Below are 23,634 nucleotides of genomic sequence, written 5' to 3'. Positions count from 1 at the left end.
GTTGGCTCGTTGGCCGGGAACGCATCGGACCGCGCGGCGGCAAGCGTTCTGCCGCCGCATGGGGCGCCGATGTCGAGGGAGCGTGTGTGACGCGATGTGCCGGGCCGCCGGCGGTGAATCGGAATGGCGGCCGCGAAGTGCCGGTCGGTGCCCGCGAGAGGGCGATGACGACGCCCCCCCGGATTGTGGGCGGACGCCGCCGTCACGGCAAACGAGATATGCGAAAGACGTCTTGCGGTTTGCTCATCAATTGCCGCGATGGCGGCTGGCGTGCGCGTGTCAGATCGGCTTGACGAACAACCCGACGGTCAGCACCGCGCCGATGCAGACGATCCCGATCCGCAGCACGCGTTCGTTCACGCGATGCAGCGCCCACGTGCCGAGCAGCCCGCCGACGATCGCGCCGCCGCCGAGCGCGAGCGCGTTGCCCCAGTGCAGGTGCGGCGACGTCAGGAACAGCACCACGGCCGATGCGTTCATCACGCCCGCGAGCGCGTTTTTCGTCGACATCGCGTGGCGCGGCGACAGGCCGGCCATCGTCAGCACGGCCATCATCAGGAAGCCGAGCCCGCCGCCGAAGTAGCCGCCGTAGATCGCGATCATGAACTGCGAGAGCGCGGCGGGGACGGTGCCGAGGTGCGCCGTGCCTTCGCCCGGCTTGCGGAAAAAGCTGCCCCACGCGAACACGATCGTCGCGAACAGCACGAGCCACGGCACGAGGCGCGAGAAGATCGACGAAGGGGTTTTCAGCAACAGCAGCCCGCCGAGCGCGCCGCCGACCACGCTGATGAAGAACATCGCGCGAAACGACAGCCTGCCGACGCCGCGCACCATCTTGCGGCTCGCCCAGCCGGTCGTGACCTGCGCGGGAAACAGCGCGACCGTCGACGTGATGTTCGCCGCGAGCGGCGACATGCCCGACACGATCAGCGCGGGCAGCGTGACGAACGAGCCGCCGCCGGCGAGGGTGTTCTGCAGTCCGGCCCACAGGCCGGCGAGGATGACGAGAGCGAGCATCGGAGCGGGAGCGCAAGGTGACGGGGCTCACCTGCCGGAATCGGGCAGGCGCGGCGAACGCACGATGGTAATGCAGGACGGGAGGCGGCGTGAACTGGTGCGATCGCAGTGTCGTCACGAGCCTTCCCGGCCGGCGCAAGCGGCGATGCCGCACTGCCCGCGACCAAGGTCGAGGATGGCCCGGGCGGGCGCACGGGCGGTCTTACGACGTCGCGCGGCCAATGTCGGATTGTCGAACGGTGCGCGCGAAATAGACTGGTTGATGAGCGGCGGGAAAAAAACCGGCAGGGTTGGGGGTCAGCCGGCGCCCGGTGCGCTCGGGAACGCAGTTCCTGTTGACGGGTTCGATTCCGGCCACGCAGTGCCGGCGCGTCGGAATCGGGCCGCCTTTTCTCGGGGGGCACGCATGCGCGCCGGCGGGCGAACAGGTGACCGGGCGTCGATCGCGGCCACGCGACGGCGCTTCGTTGCCGTTGCTCCGCCGCATCGGCGGAGCAAATGAATGTCGCAGTCGGGATGGTACGGTGCGTGTGCCGCGCGCCGTAAGATCGCCGTTGCTCGAACGCCTCGCGACCGTCGGCCGTTGGCCGGTCGTCTCGGGCGAACGGGCGTGAGAGAACAACCATGAAAAAGTCGTTTCGCGGGGTCGGCCCGAGTACGGCCGTCTGCCTGATCTGTACCGCATGTTTTGCCGCATCGCCAGCGGCCGCCTACACACCGGGCGGCACGCGGCATGCGCATCCGTTGCGCAGCGCGCCGGCGCTTCCGGCCGTGACCGTCCAGCCGACGGCGAACGGCGGCGACCAGGCCGACGTGCTGCAGGCCGCGTTCGATGCATTGCAGCCGGGCCAGCGCCTCGTGCTCGCGCCGGGACGCTACGCCGTCGGTCGGTCGTTGACGGTGTCCGGAACGGACGTCGTGATCTCGGGCTATGGCGCGACGCTGGTTGCGACCAACCCGGCCGATCAGACCATCGTGATGAGCGGCAGCGGTTCGACGCTCGTCGGCGTCACGCTGGTCGGCACGGGCGCGACGCGGCTGACGACGCCCGCATCGACGAAGGTCGAGGTAACGGGCACCGGCGTCCAGGTGCTCGGCGTGACGATCCAGGGGGGCGCCAGCGCCGGGATCTTCGTGTTCGGCGGCAGCAGCGTGGCGATCGTGGGCAACACCGTGCAGGCGACGCTGGCCGACGGCATCCACGCCACCTATGGCTCGACCAACGTGCTGGTGCGCGGCAACACGGTGAAGGACACCGGCGACGACCTGATCGCCGTCGTCAGCTACCAGGGTGACGGCCGCCTCAGCGCCAACGTGCTGATCGACGGGAATACGGTGTCGGGCAACTACTGGGGGCGCGGCATCGCCGTGGTCGGCGGGCGGTCCGTGACGATTTCGAACAACAGCGTCAGCGGCGTTCAGAAGGCGGCCGGCATCCTGGTCGCGCAGGAGGATGGCTGGAAGACCTACGGCGTGTCGGACGTGGTGATCGAGAACAACGTCGTCGGCGCGATCCAGGACGGCACGAATGCGAACAACGGCTTGCAGCCTACCCAGCAGGCCGCAATCGAGCTCGATACCTGGTCGGGGACGGTGTCGTACGTCGTCGTGAAGGGCAACCGCGTATCGGGATCGGGCTATGCCGGCTTCCGCGCGTTGGGGAACGTCTGCCATTTCTCGGTGGCGGACACGACGCTTGCGTCGATCGCCGGCATGCCGGTGTCGCTGCTGACGAACAACTGCCCGGCCGCCGATATCGTTGCGTACGGCAATTCACTGGGCGGCGTGGCGCTGGCGCCGCCGGTCGGCGCCTCTCCGTCCGGGACGATTCCGGCCGGCGGCGCGGTGACGTCGGGGATGCCGGCGGTGCGCACGAGCCTGATTCAGGCGAATGGCGCGCCTGCGTCGGCGCGGCACTGACGATGTTCGCGACGCGCTGCCGGCCGTGCGATCGGACGGGGCGCCGCGCTATGCGTTCGGGGGTGCGGTTGCCCCCGGCGCCGTGGCGTCGTCCCCGGCGTCCGGATAGACGATCGTGCCGTCAGGCCGGATCACCGCGCCGGCCGTCAGGTGCGCGGGTTCCACGCGGTTGGAGCCCATGATGTGCAGTACCGTTTCGCCGCGCGCGATCAGGTAGTCGGACACGATCCGCCGGTGGCAGCGCCACCACACCGCTTCCGAGCACATGATCGCGCAGCGCTGCGCATGCCCCTGCGCGATCAACCGGTCGAGGCCGTCGCGAAACGCGGGTGACAGTGCGTAATCGGCATAGCGGTGGAAGCTCGGGTTGGTCCAGAAGTCATTGACGTCGTCCGGCACGCCGGGCGACTTGCCGCGCAGCCCGCCGAGTGCGGCGATGTGTTCGTACGCGATGTCGGCGGCGGCCAGCGCGTCCGGCAGCGTCGCTTCGTTGAACTGGGGATTGGAGCGCGAGCGCGTCATCTTGCGGATATCCGCGAGCAGCGCGATACCGACTGCGTCGAGCATCCCGACGAACGCGTCGAGCGTGCGGTTCGAATGGCCGATCGTGTAGAACGGGAGCGTCATGCGTCGTCCTTGTCGGGAGGGATGGCGTGTCCATTATCGGTCGCGACCGCACGCGGAAAAAGTCACAGTCCGCTAAAACTCGCGCTCCGGCCAGGACGCCGCCCGATTTGACGCTTCATTACGATGGGCTTTCCGGAAAGGTGCTAGATTTGCGCATCGATATCTCGAAAGGTGGAGAGGGCAGACAGATGCTGAAGAAATGGGCAGGGATGGCCGTGGTGGCCGGTGCGGCGGCGGTGACGTCGAACAAACGCGAACGCACGGGCGCGATTGTCGGCGGCGCACTGGGCGGCGGCGCAGGCACCGCTGCGGGCAACGCGATGGGCGGCACGGCCGGCGGGCTCGTCGGCGCTGCCGTGGGCGGCGGCGCGGGCGCGGCGCTGGGCGGCCACGTGTCGCGCAACAACTCGCGTTCCAACGATCATTACCGCGGCAACAAGCACAAGAAGCGCTACAAGCACGATTGACCGGCGGTTCCCCGGCGCATGTCAACGGCGCCGGGGGCGTGCATGAATGGCGACGGAGGCGCTCAAGCGGTCAATCCGTCTTTCCGTCGCCGGTGATCAGCGCGTTGAGCACCAGCGCCGAGATCGTGCGGTAAGCCGCGTCGAAATCGTCGTTTCCCAGCGCACGCTTGCCGAGCACCAGCAGCATCTGGGGGGCGAAATCCGCATATGCCTGCGTGGCGGCCCAGATCAGGAAGAACAGGTGTTCGGCATCGACCTGCCTGACCTTGCCTTCCTCGATCCAGCGTTCGAGCACCCGGATGTCGTCGCGCAACACCGGAATCAGCTGTTTGCGGATTTCCTTTCCGTAGGTCTTGGCCCCGCCGATGATTTCCAGCGCAAAAACCCGCGATCCATGCGGGCGATTCCTGGAGAATTCGAGTTTGGCCCGGATATAGGCCGACATGGCTTCCGCGGGCTCGCGATCGGGCGCCGCAAACTCCCGCATCCTGCCTAGCCAGTCGCGCAATACGTCGTCCAGCACGCGCTGGTAGAGCGCCAGCTTCGTGGGGAAGTAGTACATCAGGTTCTGCTTCGACAGGCCGGCGGCCGCTGCGATGGTCGCAACGGAACTGCCCTCGAATCCATCAATGGCAAACGATTCTTCGGCAGCGGCGAGAATGGTCGCCTCGAGCGTGCCGCGCAGCGCTTCGCGCCGGCCGTGAGGCCGGCCGGGCGTTCCCGCAGTCGGCTCGGACGGGTTCTTCACGATGCTTCCTCCCGCATGTCGGGCCAGCGGCGCCGCCCGCTCAACGCGTGCCTGCTTCAGGATAGGTGATGCGTTCGGGCGCGCGCTGCATGATGACCTTCCCGGCGCGGAGCGACATTCGCACCCTGGCCTGTGTGCGAACCACTTCATAGTCGGAATCCGAGTCGAGGATCAGCAGATTGGCCGGCCGCCCGACAGCAATGCCATAGCGATCGTCCAGGGACATCGCACGGGCGCTGTGCTCCGTCACGAAATCGAGGCATCGCTGCAGGTCTTCGTAGCCGAGCATGTGGCACACGTGCAAGCCGACGTCGAGGATGCGCAGGATGTTGCCGTTGCCGATGGGATACCACGGGTCCTTGATCGAATCCTGTCCGAAGCACACGTTGATGCCGGCGCGATCGAGTTCCGCGACGCGCGTGATGCCGCGTCGTTTCGGGAACGTGTCGAAACGCCCCTGCAGGTGGATGCTTTCGGTCGGACACGAAACGAAATGGATCTCCGACCGCTTCAGCAACCGGAAAAGCTTCGAGCAGTACGCGTTGTCGTAGGAACCCATCGCGGTCGTGTGGCTGGCGGTGACGCGCGTGCCCATCCCGCGAACCCGTGCTTCCTCGGCAAGCACTTCCAGGAAGCGCGATTGCGGATCGTCGGTTTCGTCGCAATGAACGTCGACCAGGCAGTCCTTGCGCTCCGCGAGTTCCATCAGGAACTTGATGGAGCTCACGCCCTGGTCGCGCGTGTTCTCGAAATGCGGAATGCCGCCCACGACGTCGGCTCCCATTGCGATCGCGCGCTCCATCAGTGCACGTCCGTTCTCGAACGACTCGATACCTTCCTGAGGGAAGGCGACGATCTGCAGATCGATGAGATCGCGCGCTTCGTCCCTGACCTCGAGCATCGCCTTCAACGCGGCAAGCGTGTGATCGGTGACGTCCACGTGCGTGCGCACGTGCTGGATGCCGTTGTCGCGCAACATTCCGATCGTGGCGTGGGCGCGGGCTTTCGTGTCCTCATGGGTAATGGCGGCCTTGCGCTGGCCCCACCGCTCGATACCTTCGAACAGCGTGCCGCTCATGTTCCACTCGGGTTCGCCCGCGGTCAGCGTCGCATCCAGGTGGATATGCGGCTCGACCAGCGGCGGGATAACGAGATTGCTGCCCGCATCGATGACGTCGTCCCCTTGATGCTTCAGCGGCGACGGCTGGAGGTCGATGCCGCGAAACGTGCCCGCATCGATGTCGATCGTGAAGAGGCCGCTACGGCCGCGCAATCTGGCGTTGATGATTTTCATGAGGATTCCTGTGGTTCTGGGGGGCGGGCGGGTGCGCTGCGGAATCATTCACCCTGAACGGACGGTTCGCGCGTGAACGCACGGGCAATCTGCAGCAGCACGATGTAGGCGCCGGCGGACGCCCCGATGCCGACGATCGGCGCGATCCACGGCGAGGTGTAGGCGAGTGCGGCGCCGATCGCATACGCGGCCAGGCCGACCAGGTTGAACCGCGGAAGGCGGGCGGCGGCTAGCGACGGGTATTGCCCGCGATGGCGGTACCAGTAGTCCGCCATGATCACGCCGCCGACCGGCGGAATGATCGAGCCGAGCAGCACCAGGAACGGAATCAGCAACTCGTACATCCCGCCGACCGCGAGCACGATGCCGATCGCCGCGCCCACGAGTACGAGCGTGCGGCGCCGTTCGGTGCGCAGCAGATGGCACCCGGCGGCCGCCACGTTGTACATCGTCGGCCCCTGGATGGTCCAGAGATTGAGGCACAGCATCACGACCGCCGCGATCGACAGGCCCTGCAGCATCATCACCTCGACGATGTCGGCTTGCTGATAGACGATCGCGCAGTATGCGCCCGCGATGATCATCAGGCCGTTGCCCGCGAAGAATCCGATCATGCTGGCCGAGACGGCGCTGCGCGCGCTGCGTGCGAGGCGGGTCCAGTTGGTTGCCTGGGTCGCGCCGCTCGCAAAGGTGCCGATGACCATGGTCACGGCGGCCGAGAACGGCATCGGATGAGACGGTGCGACATGCGTGAGGCCGGCCCATCCGCCGATATCGCGGGTGGCGATCCACATCGACGTCATCAGCAGCACGAACATCAACGGCACGGAGACGCGCGACAGCACATCCATGCCGCGATAGCCGATGATGGCCGTGACGGAAAATCCGAAGCCGAAGAGGATCATCAACGGCGTGGTAACGGAGGGCGGCCAGCCCAGCAGCTTGACCAAGACGATCGCCACCGTCGCGGTTCCCCATGCGTACCAGCCGAGTTCGGCGAAGCCGAGCAGGAAATCGGACAGCTTGCTGCCCACTTCCCCGAAGCAGAACCGCCCCATCAGTACCGCATTCAGGCCGCTGCGGGCGGCAATCAGCGCAAGCGATGCCGCATAGGCGGCGAGCAACAGGTTTCCGATTACCGCGATCTGGATCATGCTGACGACGTCGAAGGCGACACCGATCTTGCCGCCGGCAAACATCGTTCCTGTGAAGAACGTGAAACTCAACAACACCATCGTGATGGACAGAAATCCGGTGCGTTTCTCGAGCGGGACTTCGCTCAGCGAGAATTCTCCGTGATCCGATTCGTCCATCGGGCTTGCATCCCGGTTCGTGGGCATCTTGTCTCCCGTCAGCGACTGGGTTGGGTCTGAAAGGGGTTACGGGGGCCGTGCTTGGAGGGGTGACGCGCTGTTTCAGCGCGTCATTCTCTCTGTCCAAAATTTTTACGAGCGTACAAATTTCGTCCGGGTGGATGGCAGGAACATTCACCGGGACGGTGCGGATCACGCGCAACGCGTTCCGCATATCGGCCGATCCGGCGTTTTTTCGCCCGCTTGCCTCCGTGAAATTGCCGTGCTAATTTTTCATGAAATTTCTCGGCGTAATTTTCACGGGAGTCCGCATGTTCGTGCAGTCCGACCGTCACGTCGCAAGCTACTACGCCGGTACCTACCCGGCACCGATCCCGCATCGCCCGGAGCTGGACGAACGCATCGACGCCGACGTGCTCGTCGTCGGCGCGGGCTTCAGCGGGCTGCATACGGCGTTGCGCCTGGCGCTCGCAGGCAAGCGGGTCGTCGTGCTCGAAGCGAGCCGCGTCGCGTGGGCCGCGTCGGGCCGCAACGGCGGGCAGGCGCTGCTCGGCTGGTCGTGCGACATGCAGCCGCTCGAGGATTCGCTCGGCCGCGACGGCGCGCGCCTGCTGTGGGACAGCATGCGCTGGGCCGCGGCCGAGGTGCGCGAATTGCCCACGCGGCACGGTTTCGACATCGATTACCGGCCCGGCAGCCTGTGGGCGGCCGTGCGGCCGCGGCGCGTCGCGATGCTCGAGCAGGCCCGTGACGAAGCGGCCGAGCGCTGGGGCTACGATCGGCTGCGTGTGATCGGCCGTGACGAGATGCCCGAATGGATCGGCGGCACGCGTTACCTTGCGGCGCTGCACGATCCCGAGGCCGGCCACCTGAATCCGCTGAAACTCGCGCTCGGCCTCGCGCAGACGATCGAGCGCACGGGCGGCCGCATCTTCGAGCAGAGCCGCGTGCTGGACTGCCGCGAGACGGCCGACGGTCACCTTGCCCGCACGGCGCGCGGCGAAGTGCGCGCGGACGTGCTCGTGCTGGCCTGCAACGCCTACGTCGACCGGCTCGATCGCGATCTCGCGCGCCGGCTGCTGCCGGTCGGCACGTACCAGGTCGCGACCGCGCCGCTCGCACCCGACGTCGCCCGGTCGCTACTGCCGCAGAACAGTTGCGTGATCGACAACCAGTTCGTACCCGACTATTTCCGCCTGAGCCCCGACCACCGGCTGCTGTTCGGCGGCGGCTGCACGTATCTCGGCGGCATTCCGGCCGATATCGCGGCGGCGACGCGCCCGCACCTCGAACGCGTGTTCCCGCAACTTGCCGGCGTGCCGCTCGATTACGCGTGGGGCGGCCATATCGACATCAGCATGCGCCGCACGCCGGACATCGGCCGCCAAGGGCAGCGCTTCTGGCTGCAGGGCTTCTCGGGGCACGGCGTGCTGCCGACACTTGCCGGCGCGCGTGCGGTGGCCGACGCCGTGCTCGGCGACGAACGCCTGCTCGCGCAGTACCAGCGCATCCGCAATCCGCGCTTCCCCGGCGGCGACCGGCTCGCCGCGCCGCTGGAAGCGATCGGCAAGGCCTGGTACCGTCTGCGCGATACCGTCTGACTGCACCGGAACCCACCATGAACGAACAGGAAGAGATAGAAAGCCTGGCCATCCTGATCCGCGACCTGCGCAAGCATCGCAAGGTCACGCTCAACGATCTCGCGGAACGGATCGGCCGCTCGGTCGGCTTTCTGTCGCAGGTCGAGCGCGGGCTGTCGCGCCCGACGGTGGCGGATCTCACCGCGATCGGCGAGGCGCTCGGCGTGCCGACCACCTATTTCTACAGCCTGAGCAAGCCGCGCAGCGTGCCGTGGGTGACGCGGCCCGACGAGCGGCGCACCGTGTATTACGCGGCCGGCATTACCGACATCCTCGTGTCGCCGAACATGCGCGCGCGCTTCTCGATCCTCGAAAGCCATCTCGCGCCGGGCGCGAGCAGCGGCGAGCGGCCCGTCGACGACAGCGACGAGCAGGGCGGTTTCGTGCTCGAAGGAGAACTGACGATCTGGGTCGACGGCGACGATACGCCCGTCACGCTCGGCCCGAACGACGCATTCCAGCTTCCCGCGCACAAGCGCTTTCGTTACGCCAATCTGACCGATGCGCCGACGCGCGTGATCTGGGTCTTCACCTGAGTTGTCAGCGCGGCATTCGGTCGGGGGAAAAGCCGCGCCGGCGTGGTTATTTGCAGTCCTGATCTGAAAGAGGCATGCGGCGTCGTGCATGCCGCATGAATCCGGTTCGCCGCGCTGCGGCGCCGTCATACAAGACATGGAAAGGATGAGACATGGCTGACGTCGTTCCCGCGCTGGTCGCTGAAGTTCGCGCATTCCGGCAGGCGCACCCCGAGATCCGTTATGTCGACCTGATCTGCCTCGACCTGCCCGGGCATTTCTACGGCAAGCGCTACCCGATCGATGCGCTCGAAAAGGTGGCGGCCGGCTCGCTGCTGAAGCTGCCGCAGAACTGCATCCTGCTCGGCACGCAGGGCGGCCTCTACAAGATCGGCGACTACTGTTTCAACGACGGCGACCCGGACGCCGTGCGCCGGCTGATCCCCGGCACGCTGAAGCCGGTGACCTGGGAGAAGCAGCCGCTCGGCCAGATGCTGATCACGACGGACGGCACCGACGCGCCGGTCGAATTCGAGCCGCGCGAGGTGCTCGCGCGCGTGCTGACGCGGCTCGCGCGGCGCGGCATCCGGCCGGTCGTTGCGTTCGAGCTCGAGTTCTACCTGTTTGCCGCGCAGCTCGAAGCGGGGATGCCGAAGTATCCGCGCGATCGCCTGTCCGATGATCGCGACGATCAGCCGAACATGCATATCGAGCGCCTGTCGCGCTTCTCCGACGTGCTGCACGAGATGGTCGACGTCGCGTGCATGCAGGGGATCGACGCGACCGTGATCACCGCGGAGCTCGGGCCGGGCCAGTTCGAGATCAACTTCGGCCATTGCGACGACGGGCTGCGCGCGGCCGATTGGTCTGCGATGTTCTGCCGCAGCACGCGCGGCGTCGCATTGCAGCACGGCTATCGCGCGAGCTTCATGGGCAAGCCGTACCTGCATGCGCCGGGCAGCGGGATGCACGTGCACGTGAGCTTCTACGACGACGCGGGGCGCAACCTGCTCGCGGCGGACGGGCAGCGGCCGTTGCGCCACGCTGTGGCCGGATGCCTCGCGCTGCTGCCGCATTGCATGCCCGTATTCGCGCCGAATCACAATGCGTTCCGGCGCTACGGATCGATGGTGAATGCGGCGAGCCGAGCGAGCTGGGGCTTCGAGGATCGCGATGCGTGCATCCGGATTCCCGAGTCGGATGCGCGCAACCTGCGGATCGAGCACCGGCTCGCGAGTGCGGACGCGAACCCTTATCTGGTGCTTGCGGCGATTCTCACCGGGATGGAGCACGGCCTCGACGCGAAGCGCGAGCCGATCGCGCCGCTCAACGAGGATCGCGGCAGCGGGATCGACTTTCCGAAGGAGATGCTGTCGGCGGTCGCGGCGATGCAGGATCATGCGGCCGTGCGCGAAGGGCTCGGCAGCGAGTTCGTGATGGTCTATTGCGAGAACAAGCGGCAGGAGGAGCTGGATTTTCGCAATGAGATCGGGGCGCGGGAGTATCGGTGGTTTTTGTGATCGTCGGCGAGCCGAGGCGGATCACCAGGGAAGTACGCGCCAGTAGCGCACTTCCTCGATTAGCGTACCTTCGATCTCGAACGTCTTGACGTCGTCTTCGGCGACGAAGCCCTCGCGCTCATAGAACGCCCGCGCACGATGGTTTTTGAACAGCACCCAGAGCGACACCCATTCGTGGCCCGCGTCGTGCAGCGCACGGCATGCATGGTCGACGAGCGCCGCGCCGACGCCTTTCCCGCAATGCGCGGGATGCAGGTAGATCGCTTCGATTTCGCCCCAGGTGCGATCCTTGTCGGTGTCGCGGGTCGGACCATAGGCGATCCAGCCCGTGGGCTCGCCTTCCGCGAACGCGAGCGCGACACGCGGCCGTCCTGCGTCGAGCGCATGGCGCCACGAAGCGGTGCGCTTTTCGACCGACAGGCCGGCGAGGAACGCGGCCGGCATGATGCCCGGGTAGGTGGCCTGCCACGATGCGACGTGGATGGCGGCGATGGCGGGGGCATCGGCGGGCGTGGCAGGGCGGATGTCGATGTTCATCGTGTTCGGTGTCATGTGTGCGCCGCCTGATCGGTTGCCGTATGCCGCGCCGTCGCGCGCGGGATTCAATTCGCCGGATCCAGAGTGCCTTCTATCGTAAAGCGGTAGTTGATATCTGCCTGTGATGCATCGCCACGCACGTCGGTTCTCTTCAGCACGAATTCGAACGCAGGCTCGAACCAGCCGTCGCGCGGCACTTCGCCACCGAGGATCTCGACGTCATACCAGCCGTTGTCGATTTCGATCATGGGCCTGCCCGGTTCGCGGTAACGCGCGAGCAGCGCATCGACCGTTGTGTCGTTGAAGCGTTCGAGAATCCGCCACGTGTAGAGCATGACCAAGCGGTGTTCGACGCGCAGCACGTACCCGCCGCGTCGATGCTGCAGGCGGCTTTCCGCCTTCAGCAATTCGGGTGTCGCGTCGTCCAGCGTGAAGATGATCGTGTACGGATGGTTCTCGATGCCGGCCAGCGGAATGACGACACCTTCCAGCACGGCGCGGTCGCCGCTGTCGCTCGTGGTGAACGCTGTCGCGACGTCATCCGGCAGCCCGTGCCGTTCCTTGAAGCGTTTCAGCAGCAGGAGATCGCCGACGAGAAAATAGTCGACCAGATCGTTGAGGACTTCGGAGAATTCATGTCGCATCGCTGCTCCTTTCGCGGTGCCGATGCGCAGCATTCGCAAGGGCATGAAGCGCCGCGTCGCGAAACGCTTCGCGGCGCGGCACGCTCACCGTCCTTACTCGCCGAGCTTCGACGTCACGCAGCCCGTGCTCGAGCATTCGCGCTCACGCTCGCGCAGGAACGACAGCCGCGACTGCGTCATGTCGGTCGCGCACTGGAGATCCACGAGGTAGCCGTTGTTGCGCGTCTCGCTGCACTGGGCGTCGCGCTGCTTCAGCCACGCGAGCTGGCCGGCCTTCAGCGTCGCCTGCTGGTCGCTGCTCAGTTGCTTGCGCAGGCGGCCGTATTCGTCGTTGAGGTCGCGGTCGGTTTGCGAGAACTGCGTGCTGCTGCAGTACACCTGGTCGAACGCGCTGTGCGGCTTCGCACAGCCGGCCGCGTGCGCGGCGAACGGAACGGCAAGCGCGAGCAGCGCGCAGGATGCGAGCAGATTCTTCATTTTCATGGTGATGCTCCTGACTGGGTGAAAACCGTTGGGCCCGACGGGCGTTATCGTTGTTTATAGCGGTGCCGTGCACGCGTCGATCCCGCCCGCGATCGCAGTGGACAGCTTCTGGATCGTCTCGCGTCGCGCAAGCCGTGCTTCCTCGTCCGGATTGACGATCACGCCGGCTTCGACGAGCACGGCCGGAATCGGCGCGGTGCGCAGCACGATGAGATCGTCGAAGCGGTGGATACCGAGTTGCGGATCGATCAGCGGGCGATTCTCGCCGCGGATCGGCTGCGCGTGATACAGCGACGGCCGCTCGCCGGACGCGACCAGCCGCTCGGCGATCGCGTTCGCGCAACGCAGGCTTTCCGCGTAGTGCGGATTGCGTTCCGACACGAACACCGAGAAGCCGCGGAATTCTCGCTGCCGGCCCGCGTCGATGAACTGCTGCTGCATCGAGTCGTGATGGATCGACACGAACAGGTTCGCGTCGGGCGCCTGCGTCGAACGCTGGTCGAGCGCGATCTCGCGGCCGTCGGCCGACGTGCGCAGCACGCGGTCGCCATGCGCGGCGAGTTTCTCGGCGACCGCCGCGGACAGGTCGAGGTTGTACAGGTATTCGACGCGGCCGCTCGCACCGGTGGAGCCCGGGTGCGCCGGCGTATGGCCGGTGTCGACGACGATGTAGCGCCCGGAGGCGGGTGCGGTGCCGGTGGCGGCCGAGGTGTCGGCCGCATGCAGCGCCAGCGGTGCGCCGAGCAGCGGGGCGCAAGCGAGCACGCGCGCGGCGGCGCACACGAGCGGGCGAAGGCGTCGGATGGTTCGGTTCGTCATTGTTGTTGTCGAGGAGGGCATACGGCGCGTGGCGCAGCACCGTCGGCCTGCTCAATGCAGTCGGAATGTCGGGCGATTATAGCGGGTGGCGGTGGCGCCGCAATGACCGATGACGACCGTCAGGCCAGCACGCGCCGGGCGGCGAGCACGCCCCAGTACGATGCTTCCTCGAACAGCGACAGCCCGGACAGATCGGCATGCGCGAACACGACGGGGCCGTCGGCATCGCGTAGCGCGAGCAGCCCCGGGCGGCTCAGGAAGCCGACATCGGGCGTTGCCATCGCGTGACCGCGCACGGTGATCTCGAGCGCCGTCGCGTGTTTCCACAGATTGCGCCCGTAGACGGCCTGCAGGTCGATCGCCGCCTGTTCGCGCAACGCGTCGGGGCTGGCCTGCGCGAGCCAGCGGCGCGTGTCGTCCGGTGCTTGCGCGCTCAATGCCTGGTATGCGGAGAACACCGAGCGCGCCGGCGGCGACATGCGGATCAACTGGTGCGTCGACACGACATAGCCGAGGCCCGCGCCGCCGTAGACGACGTTGTCCCACGCGAGCGGCACGCCCGCTTCCTCGGCCGGCATGCCGTCGAGCAGAAAGTTGGACACGAGCCACGGCGCACGCGGCGGCAGGTCGCGTGCGGGATCGAAGCCGTACGCGGCAAGTTGCGGAAACACGCGCGCCGCGACGAACAGCGGCATCGCGCAGACGACGCGTCGCGCCTTCAGCGTGAACGTCGACAGCGCGCCGTCGTTGCCGACGCGTGCGCACAGCACGTCGACCCCGCCCGCGCGTTCGGTCGCGCGCACCGCGAAGCCGTCGCGCGACCACGCGTTCGAGCCGGTGCGTGCGGTGATCGAATCGGCGAGCTTCGTCACCATCGTGTGCAGCCCGTCGGGCCAGGTCAGCACCGCGCCGTCGCTCGCGTCGCCCGCATGGCCGCCGCGCGACGAGAAATAGTGCAGGCCGGCCCATGCCGAAACATGCTCGTAGCCTGCGCCATAGTCGTCGCGGCAGCAGTAATTCAGATACCAGTGCAGCGCCTTCGCGGTGTAGCCCTCGTCGAGCAGCCACTGGCGGAACGAGCGCCGGTCCAGCGCGCGCCAGCGCGGGTCGCGCGACGATTCCGCGATCGGGATGCAGAACACCTTGCGGCCATCGGCGCCGCGCGCGGTGCGCAGCCCGTCCGTGTACGCGAAGAAGCGTGCCTGCTGCGCGAGTTCGTCGGCGCCGAGGCCGGCCGTCGGCACGATGCCGTCCTGCCATTGCCCGGCGATGAAGAGCCGTTCGTCGGGTGCATGGACGAGCACGCGCTCGTCGTACACCGGGCGCGCGGAAAACGGCGACGCTTCGATCACGCCGAGATCGGCGAGCATGTCGCGCAGGTGCGCGGATTCGAGCGACGGCAGCGGCAGGTAGTGCGCGCCTTTCGGATAGCCGAGCTCGCCGAAGCGGCCGCCGGCCGCGTTACCGCCGAATTCTGGCCCGGCGAGCACCGCGAAGCGCTTGTGCCCCGCGCGTGCGAGCTGCCACGCGCACGACAGCCCGGCCGCGCCCGCGCCGAGGATCGCGACGTCGGTCTCGATCGTGCCGGACGGCGGCGGCAGCGTCGCATGGTCGCGCAGCGCATGGCCTTCGCGCATGCCGGGGTAGCCGACATGCGGCGTCGTCTCGATCCAGCCGGTGCGCCCGCAGGCGGCGAGCGACGCGGCCGCCGACGCGACGAGGAACGTGCGGCGGTCCATCAGCGCAGCACGTGTTTCCAGTCGTCGTCGAAACGGCGCACGAGCGGCTGGTCGTTGAGTTCGTTCGGCGACATCGGCAGCGCCGGCATGTCGGCCGGGAAGTGGAACATCTCGGCGGCCGTCTGCGCGTCGAGCCAGCGCGTGGGCACCGAGTAGTGCGTCGGCACCGTGAAGTCGCGGCGCTTGCCGGCGATCACGAAGCCCCAGTCGCCGAACGACGGCACATAGCAGTGGTACGGCCACGTGTTGAGCCCGGCTTCGTGCAGCGTCGCGATGATGGTCCAGTACGCGTGCGGCGCGAAATACGGCGAGGTCGACTGGATCACCGCGTAGCCGTTCTCCGACAGGTGGCGCGCGAGCAGCCGGAACACGGGCACCGAATACAGCCGGCCGAGCCCGAAGTTGGTCGGGTCGGGGAAGTCGACGACGATCGCGTCGTACACGTCGGCATTCGATTCGAGCCAGCGCACCGCGTCGTCGTTGATCACGTGCACGCGCGGGTCCTTCAGCGAACCCTGGTTCAGCTTGACGAGCGGGGCGGACGTGGAGAACAGCTTCGTCATCGCGGGATCGAGATCGACGAGCGTGATCTGTTCGAGGTTGCGGTGCTTGAGCAGCTCGCGCACCGCGAGGCCGTCGCCGCCGCCGAGCACGAGCACGCGCTTCGCCCACGGCAGCGCCTCGATCGTCGGGTGGATCAGCGCCTCGTGATAGCGATGCTCGTCGCGCGACGAGAACTGCAGGTTGCCGTTCAGGTACAGCCGCATGTCGTCGTGCCACTGCGTGAGCACGATGCGCTGGTACGGCGTCGTTTCCGAATAGATCGTCTCGTCGCCGTACACGCCGTGTTCGGCCCAGTGCGTGATGCGGTCCGACAGCGCGAAGCCGGCGACGAGCAGCCCGATCACGAGCGACGCGCGCATCAGCTTGCCGCGCACGTTGCGGATCTCGTCGCGGAACAGGTGCGTCGTCCACAGCGCGACGAATGCATTCAGGAGCCCGAACAGGAAGCTGGTGCGCAGCAGGCCGAGACGCGGCGCGAGTACCAGCGGGAAGATCAGCGACACGGCAAGCGAGCCGAGATAGTCGAAGGTCAGCACTTCGCTGACGGTATGGCGAAACGCCTGGCGCCGCTGCTGGAACGCGCGCATCACGAGCGGGATCTCCATCCCGATCAGCAGGCCGAGCGCCAGCACCAACGCATAGAGCGCCGCGCGGAACGGCGCGGCCAGCCACGCGAACACCACGAACAGCAGCGCGGCCGACACGCCGCCGAGCAGGCCGACGAGCAGCTCGATGTCGACGAAGCGGTCGAGCACGTCGTCGTCCTCGACGAACTTCGCGAGCCACGAGCCGATCCCCATCGCAAACAGGTAGCAGCCGATCACCGACGAGAACTGCAGGATCGAATCGCCGAGCAGGTAGCTGGACAGCGCGCTGCTGATCAGTTCGTAGCCGAGCCCGCACGACGCGAGCACGAGAATCGACAGGACGAGCGCGCGCCTATGCAGCATGGTGCGTCCGTTGTGCAGCGCTCGGCAATGTGGATATACTGGCGCGGAATTTTGTCGGCTGGCCCTGCGCGGGCCGGCCGGCGACGGGGCGGCGAACCGAGCACAAAATCCGAGGGAAAGAATGAATAGTGCCTATCTCTATGCGGTTCATTTACTGTCGGCGTTCGTGCTGCTTCTCGTGTTCGCGGCAGTGTACCTGAAGGTCACCCCGTTCGACGAACTGGCGCTGATCCGCGACGGCAACGCGGCCGCGACGCTGTCGTTCGGCGGTGCGCTGATCGGCTTTTGCCTGACGCTCGCCTCCAGCATCGCGCACAATTCCACGCTCGGCGAAGTCGTGATCTGGGCCGTCGGCGCGATGGCCGTGCAGCTGATCACCTACGCGGCGCTCACGCGCCTGATGCCCGGCATGAATCATGCGATCGAGGATCGCAACGTCGCGATGGGCGGCCTGATGGGCACCGCGTCGCTCGTCGTCGGCATCATCAATGCCGCCTGCCTGACCTGACGCGCCACGCGTTTCGAGGAGACCGACATGAGTCTGGGTTCATTCATCCGCAAGCAGTTCATCGACGTCCTGCAATGGACGGAAGACACCGACGGCGTGCTGGCCTGGCGCTATCCGATGGAAGACCAGGAAATCCAGTACGGCGGCAAGCTGACCGTGCGCGAAACGCAGGTCGCGGTCTTCGTGAACGAAGGCAAGGTCGCCGACGTGTTCCAGCCGGGGCTGTACACGCTGGAAACGAACACGCTCCCGGTGCTCACGTACCTGAAGAACTGGGACAAATTCTTTCAGTCGCCTTTCAAATCGGACGTCTATTTCTTCAGCACGCGGCTGCAGCTCGGCCGCCGCTGGGGCACCGCGCAGCCGGTGACGATCCGCGATCGCGAATTCGGCTTCGTGCAGGTGCGGGCGTTCGGCATCTACTCGTACCGGATCGTCGATGCGGGCGCGTTCCATCGGGAAGTGAGCGGCACGCGCGCGCAGTACACGGTCGACGATCTCGAACAGCAACTGCGCAACCTGGTCGTCACCGCGATGAGCACGACGTTCGGCTCGGCCGATGTACCGTTCGTCGACATGGCTGCCAACCAGTCGCTGTTGTCGCAGCGCGTCGCCGAGGCATTGGTGCCGGTGTTCACGCGCTACGGCCTCGCGCTCGACGCGTTCGCGGTTGAAAGCGTGTCGCTGCCGGCCGAATTGCAGAAGGCGCTCGACCTGCGGATCGGCGCGGGGATGGCCGGCGATCTCGCGCGCGCCACGCAATACCAGACCGCGCAAGCGATTCCGCTCGCCGCGCAGAACCCGGGCGGCATCGCCGGAATCGGCGCGGGGCTTGCCGCGGGTGCGGCGATCGGGCAGGCGATGGCCGGCCAGATGGCGGGCGCCGCGCAACCGGCGCCGGCCGCACCGCCTGCGCCCGCCGCGGCACCGGTGGGCGCCGCACCGACTGCCGCGCCGGCGGAAGGCACCGATTACGTGCAGCGGCTCGAACAGTTGAAGGCGCTGTTCGACAAGGGCCTCGTGACCGAAGACGAATATTCGCGCGCGAAGGCCGAGATCCTCGCGAAGCTCACCCGGTAAGCGTCGCGCATGTTCAGTACCTCGTGCCCCCAGTGCGGCGCGCCGGTCGAGTTTCGCTCGGCGGCGGCGGTGATGGCCGTCTGCGCGTTCTGTCGCAGCACGCTGCTCAAGCGCGGCACCGACGTCGAACGCATCGGCGAACTGGCCACGGTGCTCGACGATGCATCGCCGATCCAGATCGGCACGGCCGGTCGCTACGGCAAGCGTGCGTTCACGGTGCTCGGGCGCATCCAGATGACCTACGACGCCGGCGCGTGGAGCGAGTGGTACGTCGTGTTCGACGACGGCACGTTCGGCTGGCTGTCGGATGCGTCGGGCCAGTATGCGATCACGGTGCGCGAGCCCGACGATGCGTCCGGCGGCGCGTGGCCTGCGTTCGGCACGCTGGAACCGGGCATGCGGATCGACCATGGCGGTCGCGCGTTTCTCGTGTCGGACGTGCGCACCGCGCGCTGCACGGGCGGCGACGGCGAGTTGCCGTTCCGCGTCGATGCCGGCTGGGAGGCGCGCGTCGTCGACCTGCGCACCGGCAACGCATTCGCGACCTACGACTATTCCGACGCCGATTCGAACGGCGGGAGCCCGGCCGTCTATACGGGCGAAGCGCTCGAATTCGATGCGCTCGCATTCACCGGGTTGCGCGATACCGACCACGACACGCGCGAGAAGCGCGGTGCGGAGATGGTGCCGTTCGCGTGCCCGAGCTGCGGCGCGCCGCTGTCGTATGCGCCGAACGTCGCCGACTACGTGGTGTGCGGCAGTTGTCATGCGGGCGTGCAGTGCACGGCCGAGCAGCAGACCGTGTTCGCGGCGCAGCGCAAGCTCGAAGCGGTGAAGGGGGCGCTGGAGCTCGGCGCGATCGGCACGTTCGACGGCGTGAAGTACACGGTGATCGGGATGATGCGTTGCCGCGTGCCGGGCGACGAAGAGACGTGGGACGAATACCTGCTGCTGAACCCGAAGCGCGGGTTCCTGTGGCTCGTGCACAGCGAAGGGCGCTGGGAGCGCGTGCAGGTGCTCGACCAATGGCCGACGATCGGCGGCGATGCCGACGTGACCGACGGCGACAAGACCTACCGCCTGCGCGAGGAATACGACTCGGAGGTCGTCTACGTGGTCGGTGCGTTCAACTGGCGCGTGCAGGTCGGCGATCGCACGTCGATCATCGACTACGGCTGGCAGAAGGACAAGCTGACGCGCGAGCGCAGCGACGCGGAGATCGTCTGGTCGCGTGCGCGGCCGCTGTCGGGCAGCACGCTCGCCGAACGCTTCGGCACGCCGGCGCTCGCGACCGCCGCAGCTGCGGCGGCAACGGGCGCAACCGCGTCGACGGGCCTGTTCGGCCGGAAGGGCCCGCACAGTTTCGCGCCGCTGCCGCTCGTGTTCAGCGCGTTGCTCGTCATCCTGAACATGGGCTCGCTGTTCTCGTTCAGCGGCCGCTCCGTCTACGTGCTGATCGGCCTGCTGGTGCTGTGGCTGCCTGAGTGGCTGTGGAAGAGCTTCGCGTCGGACGGGGGCAACGCGTGATCCGGTACATCCTCTACGGCATCTACGGCCTGATCGTCGTCACGCTGTTCAGCTGCGCATCGATCGGCGGCAGCGGGTCGGGCGGCAGCGGCTGGGGCAGTTCGTCGGCCCGCAGCGGCTACTCGTCGTACGGGTCGCACAAATGACCGCACGCGACGGGATCGCGCCACCGCGCGCGACGTTCGGCTCGCACGTGCTGGCCGACCTGGCCGGCATCGACGCGGTGCTGCTGCGCGACGCCGCTCGGCTCGAGTCGATCCTCACCGAAGCAGCGCAGCAGGCGGGCGCACGCGTGATCGGCGCGCATTTCCATCATTTCGGCGGTGAGCATGGCGTGACGGGCGTCGTGCTGCTCGCCGAATCGCACATCACGATCCACACGTGGCCCGAGCATCGCTTCGCGGCCGTCGACGCGTTCATGTGCGGCGCGGCGCGTGCGGCCGACGCGGTCGATGCGATCGCCGCGGCGCTCGGCACGCAGGCGCAAGTCCGGCAGCAGGTTGCGCGCGGCGGCGCGCCGACGTGAGCGGGCGATTCACTTCCTTTATCGATATGCGTAACCGAAACCGATTCGCTGCGTGGCTCGGCTGGGTGCTGCTCGCCGCCAACGCTGCCGCCGATGTGCCGCCGAAGCCGCCTGGGCCGGTCGTGATGGTTCACTTCGATTACTACGAGAAGGACAAGGCGCGCCTTCACGCGCTGGAGCAACGGCTGGATCGGGCGGTGAAGCAGGCAGGCGCCGGCGAGCTGGGCGAGACCGAACTGCATCGCGACGGCAACGACGGTTACCTGTACTTCCATGGTGCGAGCGCCGACCGCTTGTACGCGATCGCGCGCCCGATCCTTCAATCGTCAGGATGGCTGACCGGCACGGAGGTCACGTTGCGCCGCGATACGGGGGCGGAAACGTTCCCGTTGCGCGGGGGCGGCGCACGTTAGCGCGGATGCGGCTCGAACGGCGCGGTTGATGGAGCGACCGTTGCGGATCGGGTCAGGCAGTGCGCTTTTACCCGTGCGGATGTTGGCGACAGGCTGCCGAGGCTTCGTTGCGATCACGCATCGCACGCCGATTCATGCCCGGGCGATCGCGCGTCACGACGTTCCCGCTAACGCTCGAACCGGAACGTCGACACGCTGCGCAATGTCGCGTCGTCGGTGCCGACGATACCCTGCGTATTCGCGACGGCCGCGCGCTTGCCGTTGCTCAGCACGGCCCAGTAGCATTCGCCGCCGGCCGCGTGGAAGCCGGTTTCCGGATCGCTGATGCCGCACGTGATCGTTGCGCGCATGCCGCGCCAGCCGGCGCCGGAGAAGCGTTCGACCTCTTGCGGCGTGCCGCGGCCGTACGTCGACATCCATTTGCCGTCGTCCTGCCGCTCGAATCCGGCTTCCTTTTCCGCAACGGGTTCGAGCGCGCCATCGACGATCTCGAACGCGATGAAGTAGCTGCTGTTCGTCATGTTGCGGCCGACGACCGCGACACAGCGGTCGCCGCCGATTTCAGGGCACGGCTTCTTGATCTGGCGGTTCCCGAGGTACTCGAACGAGATGCCCAGCGCCGGATCGCGATAGGTTTTCCAGCCGGCGTGCTTCACCTGCTTCAGCGCTGCCGTACGGTCGCGATAAGCGTTGGCGATGCAGGCCGCATCGGCGCACGCATCGCGTTGCGCGAGCCATGCGCGTTGCGATCGGACGACGGCCTGCTGGTCGGCTGCAACGTCGATCGCGCCGTCGTAGGCGCTTGCCAATGCGCTGTCGGCCGACACGAGCGTCTTGTCGCTGCAGATCAGGCGATCGGTGCGCGCCTTCGCGCGCGAGCAGTCGATGCTGTCGGCGTGCGCCGACAACGAGAGGCCGATGGCGGCCAGCGTGAGACCCAGGCGAATACCGAACACGGAGCGCTCCTCATCGGGTTCGAGCGGCGGCTGTCACGCCGCCGTCATGTGACGCAGTGGCGCACGCGGTTCACGAAGCCTTGAACCCGTGCGCCGTGCAAAGATGCGGCGAGGCGAGATCAGCGATTGATCTGATCCGCCGAGATCAGCTCGGCCACTAGCACCTGCGCGGGCCCTTGCAGGTAATACTCGTGCTCGAGCGGTTCACGCAGCTTCATGAACGTTTCCGCGCCGATCTGCATCGTTTCGCCCGCATGCATGCGCGCGCCGCTTTCCAGCAGGTAATGCATCACGTTGTTGAAGATGCCCGAATAGCGTTCGCCTTCGTGATGGCCTTCCGCGAGCGCGGCGAAATCGGGCAGGCCGAACACGTCGGCGCCATAGGTGCGCATCCACACGCCTTCGACGTCTTCGACTTCGTATTTCACGAAGCCGCAGAAGAACAGGTTCAACGGGATGTCACGCAGCACTTCGAGGCTTTCCTCGCCGAGTTCCTTCGCATTGAAGACGCCGGCCGGCAGCGACGTGTGCGCGTGCTCGTTCAGCACCGCAAGGCCGTTCTGTTCGGCCAGCGCGCCGGCGACGGCCGCCAGCGCGACGTACTGGTCGAGCGGATTCGCTTCGTGCCCGGCGTAGTAGAGGATCACGTGGCTGCGGCTCGCACGCACCTGTTGCTTCAGGTCCTGCCCGTAGTGGGCCGGCGCGACACACGCTTCCAGGGCTTCGGACGGATAGGGCGCGTCGAAGCCGACGAGCCGGACGACGTGGTTGCCCCAGCCGGCGAGCCCGAATACCTGCTCGAGCGTCGGCTCGGTTTCGACGCGCGCCTGCTTCATGCTCGGGTGGTACGCGCGCAGCGCGGCCGTCAGCGCGGCGATATCGACCTGCAGCGGGCCGTCGAAGACGACCGTCACGCTCAGCGGATTCTCGACGTCGGGCGCCGCGACCAGCGCGACCGGGTTTTCGGGTTCTTCCTTGCGGCCAAAGAATCGGGATATCAGGCTCATCGGATTATGTTCGTGTCGAAGCCGGTTCAGGGAGGAGGGCCCCGTTCTCTCGGTCGGGGCGCGCCGTCAGGGTGACGGCCGCCCGTAGTTTCCCCGGGTTCGGCGAATCTGGCAAATGCGCGGTGCATGCCGGGACGGCGCGGCGATGGCGCGTTCGGACGCATTCGGGAGGCGGTGACGCAGACGAGCCGGGCCGTGCGGCCCGCGTCGCCTGTCAGTGCGGCAGCGCTTCGGCTTCGGCCCAGCGCTTGAACGAATCGAGACGCCGGCGCGTCTGCGCGAGGTAGAACGCGCCGATCAGCGGTTCGAGCAGCCAGCGCAGCCAGGCCGGCTGGGCGCGGAAGTGGTACGTGAATTTCACTTCGGTCGTGCCGGGCGTGTGCTCGGTGAAGTTCCAGCTGCCGCTGAAGCGTTCGAGCACTTTCGGCCCGTCGACCATTTCGACGGCGGCAACCTGCGGCGGACGGTACGAGATGTAGCGCGACACCATCGTCGCGCCCGACTGGCTGCGGCAGAACGCGTCGACGCCGACGTCGGCCGTCATGCCGTCGAGCAGATAGGCGTCGGTGAGGAAGCTGTCCCACACGAGCCGCCGCGCGTAATCCTGCGACCACGTGAAGAGGCGTCTGCGATCGACGCCGACGGTGCGGCTGACTGAGATCCTCATGATGGCGGGCGCCATGGCGCGGATTGGGATGGAATCGAGTGTAACCCGCCAATAACGCGCGTTTCGTCAGACTTCGTCAAGTCGAGCGTGTGCTCGAACAAGGCCGATTGACGCACCTCGGGATTTCCCCTAGGATTCGTTTCAATCCTTCGG

25 protein-coding genes are annotated in these 23,634 nt (G+C 67.1%); 11 read left to right on the top strand and 14 right to left on the bottom strand.

Annotated features, from left to right (window positions below; all coding sequences use genetic code 11):
* Positions 1–279: 279 nt before the first annotated feature.
* Positions 280–1,017 (bottom strand): sulfite exporter TauE/SafE family protein, encoded by a 738-nt coding sequence (locus C5O79_RS19715; protein ID WP_046548375.1) that lies wholly within the window; start codon positions 1,015–1,017, stop codon positions 280–282.
* Positions 1,018–1,641: 624 nt separating this feature from the next.
* Here C5O79_RS19715 and C5O79_RS19710 point away from each other — a divergent pair.
* Positions 1,642–2,937 (top strand): right-handed parallel beta-helix repeat-containing protein, encoded by a 1,296-nt coding sequence (locus C5O79_RS19710; RefSeq protein ID WP_122476446.1) that lies wholly within the window; start codon positions 1,642–1,644, stop codon positions 2,935–2,937.
* Positions 2,938–2,985: 48 nt separating this feature from the next.
* Here the strand turns inward: C5O79_RS19710 and C5O79_RS19705 are convergent, their stop codons facing one another.
* Complete coding sequence (locus C5O79_RS19705; protein WP_046548373.1) at positions 2,986–3,564, bottom strand: DUF488 domain-containing protein; 579 nt, start codon at positions 3,562–3,564, stop codon at positions 2,986–2,988.
* Between the two features lie 26 nt (positions 3,565–3,590).
* On the opposite strand from C5O79_RS19705, the gene C5O79_RS38600 reads away from it, so the two are divergent.
* Entirely contained in the window at positions 3,591–4,031 is a 441-nt protein-coding gene (locus C5O79_RS38600; RefSeq protein WP_240687914.1) for a hypothetical protein, read from the top strand.
* A gap of 70 nt (positions 4,032–4,101) precedes the next feature.
* Here C5O79_RS38600 and C5O79_RS19695 read toward each other — a convergent pair whose 3' ends face one another.
* From C5O79_RS19695 to codB, 3 genes are read right to left on the bottom strand one after another with little or no spacing between them, the layout of a single operon-like run.
* Positions 4,102–4,779 (bottom strand): TetR/AcrR family transcriptional regulator, encoded by a 678-nt coding sequence (locus tag C5O79_RS19695; RefSeq protein WP_122476444.1) that lies wholly within the window; start codon positions 4,777–4,779, stop codon positions 4,102–4,104.
* A 40-nt stretch (positions 4,780–4,819) separates the two neighbouring features.
* Positions 4,820–6,073, bottom strand: coding sequence for a cytosine deaminase (codA, locus tag C5O79_RS19690; RefSeq protein WP_122476441.1), 1,254 nt, complete (start codon positions 6,071–6,073; stop codon positions 4,820–4,822).
* Between the two features lie 44 nt (positions 6,074–6,117).
* The gene (gene codB / locus C5O79_RS19685; RefSeq protein WP_046548369.1) at positions 6,118–7,386 is read right to left on the bottom strand and encodes a cytosine permease; all 1,269 of its coding nucleotides are present in this window, start codon (positions 7,384–7,386) and stop codon (positions 6,118–6,120) included.
* A 311-nt stretch (positions 7,387–7,697) separates the two neighbouring features.
* On the opposite strand from codB, the gene C5O79_RS19680 reads away from it, so the two are divergent.
* The 3 genes from C5O79_RS19680 (at position 7,698) to C5O79_RS19670 (ending at position 11,061) form a co-directional block, all read left to right on the top strand.
* Positions 7,698–8,987 carry an FAD-binding oxidoreductase gene (locus C5O79_RS19680; protein ID WP_122476439.1) on the top strand — a complete coding sequence of 430 codons (1,290 nt, stop codon included), beginning with the start codon at positions 7,698–7,700 and terminating at the stop codon, positions 8,985–8,987.
* 17 nt (positions 8,988–9,004) lie between these two features.
* Positions 9,005–9,562 (top strand): XRE family transcriptional regulator, encoded by a 558-nt coding sequence (locus C5O79_RS19675; RefSeq protein WP_039360762.1) that lies wholly within the window; start codon positions 9,005–9,007, stop codon positions 9,560–9,562.
* A gap of 152 nt (positions 9,563–9,714) precedes the next feature.
* Positions 9,715–11,061: a glutamine synthetase family protein gene (locus C5O79_RS19670; protein WP_046548367.1), complete on the top strand. Its 1,347-nt coding sequence runs from the start codon at positions 9,715–9,717 to the stop codon at positions 11,059–11,061.
* Between the two features lie 21 nt (positions 11,062–11,082).
* Here the strand turns inward: C5O79_RS19670 and C5O79_RS19665 are convergent, their stop codons facing one another.
* From C5O79_RS19665 to C5O79_RS19640, 6 genes are all read right to left on the bottom strand, one after another.
* Positions 11,083–11,613: a GNAT family N-acetyltransferase gene (locus C5O79_RS19665; protein WP_122477492.1), complete on the bottom strand. Its 531-nt coding sequence runs from the start codon at positions 11,611–11,613 to the stop codon at positions 11,083–11,085.
* 50 nt (positions 11,614–11,663) lie between these two features.
* Complete coding sequence (locus C5O79_RS19660) at positions 11,664–12,275, bottom strand: hypothetical protein (protein ID WP_236862338.1); 612 nt, start codon at positions 12,273–12,275, stop codon at positions 11,664–11,666.
* Between the two features lie 60 nt (positions 12,276–12,335).
* On the bottom strand, positions 12,336–12,725 hold the full coding sequence (locus C5O79_RS19655; protein ID WP_047849625.1) for a lysozyme inhibitor LprI family protein: 390 nt from the start codon (positions 12,723–12,725) through the stop codon (positions 12,336–12,338).
* A 54-nt stretch (positions 12,726–12,779) separates the two neighbouring features.
* Positions 12,780–13,544, bottom strand: coding sequence for an N-acetylmuramoyl-L-alanine amidase (locus C5O79_RS19650; RefSeq protein ID WP_122476436.1), 765 nt, complete (start codon positions 13,542–13,544; stop codon positions 12,780–12,782).
* A gap of 119 nt (positions 13,545–13,663) precedes the next feature.
* The gene (locus tag C5O79_RS19645; RefSeq protein ID WP_047849627.1) at positions 13,664–15,283 is read right to left on the bottom strand and encodes an FAD-dependent oxidoreductase; all 1,620 of its coding nucleotides are present in this window, start codon (positions 15,281–15,283) and stop codon (positions 13,664–13,666) included.
* Positions 15,283–16,797, bottom strand: coding sequence for a polyamine aminopropyltransferase (locus C5O79_RS19640; RefSeq protein ID WP_046548358.1), 1,515 nt, complete (start codon positions 16,795–16,797; stop codon positions 15,283–15,285). The genes C5O79_RS19645 and C5O79_RS19640 overlap by 1 nt, the downstream gene beginning before the upstream one ends.
* Before the next feature lie 121 nt (positions 16,798–16,918).
* Here C5O79_RS19640 and C5O79_RS19635 point away from each other — a divergent pair, with 121 nt between their 5' ends.
* The 6 genes from C5O79_RS19635 to C5O79_RS19615 are packed head-to-tail and all read left to right on the top strand — an operon-like array spanning position 16,919 to position 20,851.
* Entirely contained in the window at positions 16,919–17,305 is a 387-nt protein-coding gene (locus tag C5O79_RS19635; protein WP_011354425.1) for a DUF350 domain-containing protein, read from the top strand.
* A 27-nt stretch (positions 17,306–17,332) separates the two neighbouring features.
* Positions 17,333–18,385, top strand: a complete 1,053-nt coding sequence (locus tag C5O79_RS19630; RefSeq protein ID WP_047849628.1) for an SPFH domain-containing protein — start codon at positions 17,333–17,335, stop codon at positions 18,383–18,385.
* Between the two features lie 9 nt (positions 18,386–18,394).
* Complete coding sequence (locus tag C5O79_RS19625) at positions 18,395–19,912, top strand: DUF4178 domain-containing protein (protein WP_122476434.1); 1,518 nt, start codon at positions 18,395–18,397, stop codon at positions 19,910–19,912.
* Positions 19,909–20,058 carry a hypothetical protein gene (locus C5O79_RS38155; protein WP_155291822.1) on the top strand — a complete coding sequence of 50 codons (150 nt, stop codon included), beginning with the start codon at positions 19,909–19,911 and terminating at the stop codon, positions 20,056–20,058. The genes C5O79_RS19625 and C5O79_RS38155 overlap by 4 nt, the downstream gene beginning before the upstream one ends.
* Complete coding sequence (speD, locus tag C5O79_RS19620; RefSeq protein ID WP_046548355.1) at positions 20,055–20,438, top strand: adenosylmethionine decarboxylase; 384 nt, start codon at positions 20,055–20,057, stop codon at positions 20,436–20,438. Before C5O79_RS38155 ends, speD begins: the two co-directional genes overlap by 4 nt.
* Positions 20,439–20,464: 26 nt before the next feature.
* Positions 20,465–20,851 carry a hypothetical protein gene (locus C5O79_RS19615; RefSeq protein ID WP_122476432.1) on the top strand — a complete coding sequence of 129 codons (387 nt, stop codon included), beginning with the start codon at positions 20,465–20,467 and terminating at the stop codon, positions 20,849–20,851.
* 167 nt (positions 20,852–21,018) lie between these two features.
* Here the strand turns inward: C5O79_RS19615 and C5O79_RS19610 are convergent, their stop codons facing one another.
* The 3 genes from C5O79_RS19610 to C5O79_RS19600 all read right to left on the bottom strand — a co-directional run bounded on the left by C5O79_RS19610 (position 21,019) and on the right by C5O79_RS19600 (position 23,481).
* On the bottom strand, positions 21,019–21,807 hold the full coding sequence (locus C5O79_RS19610) for a lysozyme inhibitor LprI family protein (protein ID WP_052759329.1): 789 nt from the start codon (positions 21,805–21,807) through the stop codon (positions 21,019–21,021).
* Between the two features lie 119 nt (positions 21,808–21,926).
* Positions 21,927–22,814, bottom strand: coding sequence for a DUF4261 domain-containing protein (locus C5O79_RS19605; RefSeq protein ID WP_122476429.1), 888 nt, complete (start codon positions 22,812–22,814; stop codon positions 21,927–21,929).
* Between the two features lie 214 nt (positions 22,815–23,028).
* A complete protein-coding gene (locus C5O79_RS19600) occupies positions 23,029–23,481 on the bottom strand; it encodes an SRPBCC family protein (RefSeq protein ID WP_122477487.1) in 453 nt (150 codons plus the stop codon).
* Between the last annotated feature and the right edge of the window lie 153 nt (positions 23,482–23,634).

It is taken from the genome of Burkholderia sp. SRS-25 (assembly GCF_004343765.1).
In the GTDB taxonomy this organism is placed as follows: Bacteria; Pseudomonadota; Gammaproteobacteria; order Burkholderiales; family Burkholderiaceae; genus Burkholderia; species Burkholderia contaminans.
Note: the sequence above shows the minus strand (reverse complement) of the source record. Positions and strands in the feature narration are given on the sequence as shown.